The organism is Streptococcus parasanguinis, from assembly GCF_040908565.1.
GTDB lineage: Bacteria > Bacillota > Bacilli > Lactobacillales > Streptococcaceae > Streptococcus > Streptococcus parasanguinis_AC.
Genome location: NZ_JBDGEA010000033.1, coordinates 280 through 4,998, shown reverse-complemented (window position 1 = coordinate 4,998; position 4,719 = coordinate 280). Strand labels below are relative to the sequence as shown.

The 4,719-nt window shown below is 41.2% G+C and carries 2 protein-coding genes; both read left to right on the top strand.

The genetic code is table 11. From position 1 onward, the window contains the following. Positions 1-251: 251 nt before the first annotated feature. Positions 252-1,709: a glutamate--tRNA ligase gene (gltX, locus tag AB5Y61_RS10535; protein ID WP_368404117.1), complete on the top strand. Its 1,458-nt coding sequence runs from the start codon at positions 252-254 to the stop codon at positions 1,707-1,709. 235 nt (positions 1,710-1,944) lie between these two features. Further along, a partial coding sequence (locus AB5Y61_RS10530) for an accessory Sec-dependent serine-rich glycoprotein adhesin (RefSeq protein ID WP_368404116.1) occupies positions 1,945-4,719 on the top strand: 2,775 nt, incomplete at its 3' end.

Genomic DNA, 4,719 nt, shown 5'->3' with positions numbered 1-4,719 from the left:
AGACGCAGTGGTTGAGTGGGCTCTACTACGCTGATTTCATCAGCTTTTACAGCCCTACTCAACTGTGCGGAGGTGGGTCGACGAAATCGAATTCTAACGAATGACCGATTTCTGTCCCACTCTCTTTTCTTATATATAGGAAGAAAAGCTAGAAAGGCCACTTATTCATTTCAGTCCTGCTTTCTTTGTGGTATAATAGGAACGATTGAAAAATGAGCTAGAAATAGCGAGCAAGATAAGAGGAGAGAAATATGGCAAAAGATATTCGTGTGCGTTATGCACCAAGTCCAACTGGACTACTACACATCGGAAATGCTCGTACAGCATTGTTTAACTACTTGTATGCGCGCCATCATGGTGGAACCTTTATCATCCGTATCGAAGATACGGACCGCAAACGTCATGTCGAAGACGGAGAACGTTCCCAGCTTGAAAACCTTCGTTGGTTGGGCATGGACTGGGATGAAAGTCCAGAGACTCATGAAAACTACCGCCAGTCTGAGCGTTTGGAACTCTATCAAACATACATTGACCAACTCTTGGCGGAAGGAAAAGCTTACAAATCTTACGTCACTGAAGAAGAGTTAGCGGCTGAACGTGAACGCCAAGAAGCAGCCGGTGAAACACCTCGCTACATCAACGAATACCTTGGTATGAGCGAAGAAGAAAAAGCAGCTTATATTGCAGAACGTGAAGCCGCAGGTATCATCCCAACGGTTCGTTTGGCAGTGAATGAGTCAGGTATCTACAAATGGCATGATATGGTCAAAGGTGATATCGAGTTTGAAGGTGGCAATATCGGTGGGGACTGGGTTATCCAAAAGAAAGATGGCTACCCAACATATAACTTTGCCGTTGTCATCGACGACCACGATATGCAAATCTCTCACGTCATCCGTGGAGATGACCATATTGCTAATACACCAAAACAACTTATGGTTTATGAAGCGCTTGGCTGGGAAGCACCTGAGTTTGGTCACATGACACTTATCATTAATTCTGAAACTGGTAAGAAGTTGTCTAAACGGGACACCAACACTCTTCAATTTATCGAAGATTACCGTAAGAAAGGATACCTTCCAGAAGCAGTCTTTAACTTCATCGCCCTTCTTGGTTGGAACCCTGGTGGGGAAGACGAGATCTTCTCTCGCGAAGAACTCATCCAGCTCTTTGATGAAAACCGCCTTAGCAAGTCTCCAGCAGCCTTCGATCAGAAGAAAATGGACTGGATGAGCAATGACTATATCAAGAATGCGGATCTTGCGATCATCTTTGAAATGGCCAAACCATTCCTTGAAGCAGCAGGTCGTTTGACAGATAAGGCTGAGAAATTGGTGGAACTTTACAAACCACAAATGAAGTCAGTGGACGAAATCGTTCCATTAACAGACCTTTTCTTCTCAGATTTCCCAGAATTGACAGAAGCTGAGCGAGAAGTCATGGCTGGTGAAACAGTGCCAACGGTACTTGAAGCCTTCAAAGCGAAACTCGAAGCCATGTCAGACGATGAGTTTGTAGTAGAAAATATCTTCCCACAAATCAAAGCGGTCCAAAAAGAAACTGGTATCAAAGGGAAGAACCTCTTCATGCCAATCCGTATCGCCGTTTCAGGTGAAGTGCATGGTCCTGAATTGCCAGATACCATCTACTTGCTTGGACGTGAGAAATCCATCCAACACATTGAAAAAATGTTGGAAGAAATCAGATAATTATCAGAAAAAACCCTATTAAAAGGGTTTTTTTGTTTTAACTCTAAAGTCGAAGTATTATAGGAGTTTATCAAAAAAATGCCCCGGTTTGACAAAAAAAGAACATGAAAACGGATTTCTTTATGTAAAGAAAAATTTTTTAAAAAAAATACTAATAATTGAGGATAATTGCTTGAAATATTTCCAAAGTAGTCTATAATATAAAGGAAATAGAAAATGTATTAAGGAGACAGAAATGTTTTTTAAGCGTTCGAACGGTGAATTCCGTGAAACGGATCGTGTGACTCGTTTTAAATTGATCAAGTCAGGTAAGAACTGGTTGCGTGCAGCAACTTCTAACTTTGGTCTTTTGAAAGTTATCCGCGGTCAGGTCGAAGAAACTGTAGTAGCTGAAGTTCGTGAAGATGAAGTATCAGCAACAGAAATGACAAGCCGAGGCTTGCTCAAAGGGATCGTAGCAGCAGGGGCTGTTCTTGGTGCAGCTACAGTAGCGAATACTGCTAAAGCTGATGAAACTGGATCAGCTGTAGCAACTGCATCTGAACTTTCAAGTGAAGCTCTTGTAGTGCAAGGAAGTGCTGTACTTGGTACAACTTCAACTACTGAATCAACTACTGAATCTACAACAGAATCAGCAAGTGCATCTACATCAGCAAGCACTTCAACATCTGTAAGTGTCTCTGTATCTGAGTCAGCTTCATTGAGCGAACAAGGATCTGCAGAACTTTCAGCAGCTCTTAGCGAATCAGCTGTAGCAACTGCATCTGAAGCAACTTCAGAAACAACTACAACTGTATCTAAATCTGAAGACAAGGTTGTCTTAGAACAAAATTCTTCAGAAGCAGCATTGTTGAACAAGATTGCAGGGGACTACTCAGCTACTGTTTCAGCCCCAGAAAAGAAAGCTGCTCTTGATGCAGCAATCGCTAAAGTTCAAACAGAATTGACAGCAAGCAACAGCTTGATCAACGCGAATGCATCAGCTCAAGCTTATGCTGATCAACGCGAACGTTTGAGCAAGTCAGTAGATGACATGATGGCAACCTTGACTGCGGCAGGATTTACTGGTAACACAACAGTAAATGGTGCTCCAGCAGTTTATGCACAATTGGATGCAATCTCTACTTCAAACACACTTTCAGCAGGTGTTACCGCTACTCCAGGTATGGATGATCCAAACGGTGCGTCACTTACTGACAAGTCAACTACAATTCCTTCAGGATATGCGGCTGATCCTGCTGCAAATCGCATGACATTTGGTGTATGGAATCTTTCTTCATACAACCAACTTTACAGCAAAAACTACTATGTGACGCTATCTGTAGATAAAACAAATAGCTCAAACAACCCTGAGGTTTATGTACGCTTGGTAGATAAAACTACAGGTAATGAAGTTGCTAATACAACTTTGAATTCTGCACTCTCAGGTAAAGAAGTAAATCTTGGTGACCTTTCATCTCAGAAATACTATCCATACCTTGTTTATAACAAGTCAACGGATGGTGGATCTGCAAGTGTGGATATCATTATCAAACATAACGAAGAGTTGAATCCTAGTGGTTTTGATTACAAGACAGAGCAAGTATATGACTATTTGGCGCCTGCTAACCAAGGTGAAAAGAAACCTAACGTAGAGATTGGTGTCCCATCGACTAAGATGAATCAAACAACTCACTATAAAGTAGTTGATACAAATTCATCGACTTATGATGCTTCTCGTTCAGAGTCTGATACAACAACTCAAAGCTACAAACCGACTGGTAATGAAACTGAACTTGCTTCATATACTCAAACAGGAATCCAAGGTCAAAACTATACAGCTTCAAAACCACGTACGTTTGATGGTTATGTCTTGTACCAAGAAGCAGATGCTTCAACTACATCTGGTGAACTTGGTAACTCTGTAGGTACTAAGTATGCGGAACTTAAGGGTACGCGTCAACATTATTATGTGAAACGTATTCGTGAAGTAGTAGCCAACGATGGTTCAACTGTAACGAAGCTTTATGTATTGGATCCGTCAGCTGTTTCAACCTATAATGAAGCAACAATGGGTAACAACACAGATACAAATGGTTACACACTCGTTTACACCACTCCAGTAATTAAACCAGGTGACAAGTATATTCCATCTGCGACAAACATGGAAACCGATAAGGTAGTTGTCAACAGTAAGAATGGTGATTACCAATTGACCGTTTCTCCATGGCACAACCCAGATAAGCCAAATGAAGGACTTGTCTACATTACAGGTTGGTTTGCTGCTGGACACGTGGGTGAAGCAGACTACATGTATACTGATGAGCCAAAAGGAACTGCAAACTCAACACCTGGAGGGAACACTCAAAACGTTATCGGTGGACGTACGAAGTATGCCTTGTTAGCAGATGGTAAGACACTTAAGAAAGATCCTCAAGGTAATCCAGTGAAGACTACTGGTGGATTTGGTAACCAATACTCACTTCCATCAGCAAGTGAAAAACCATCTGGTGATACTGTACACTATTACCGTAAGATGACAGATTCTGAGTCACAATCACAATCACAGTCTAACTCTGTATCACAATCACAATCAGAATCAGAAGTAGTATCTAAGTCACAATCTGTTTCACAATCTGAGTCAGAAGTTGTATCTAAGTCACAATCTGTTTCACAATCAGAATCAGAAGTGGTTTCTAAATCACAATCAGTGTCACAATCACAATCTGTTTCAGCATCTAAATCTGCATCTGAATCAGCATCTAAATCATTGTCTGAATCAAATACTGAATCAGCTTCACAATCTATTTCTGAATCAAATACTGAATCAGCTTCACAATCTATTTCTGAATCACGTTCTGAATCAGCATCAGTATCATTGTCTGAATCACGTTCTGAATCAGCATCAGTATCAGTGTCTGAATCACGTTCTGAATCAGCATCAGTATCAGTGTCTGAATCACGTTCTGAATCAGCATCAGTATCAGTGTCTGAATCACGTTCTGAATCAGCATCAGTATCAGCGTCTGAA

Excerpts from the sequence above, each read along its gene's own strand:
- gltX (WP_368404117.1), top strand. The coding sequence starts at position 252 with ATGGCAAAAGATATTCGTGTGCGTTATGCACCAAGTCCAACTGGACTA.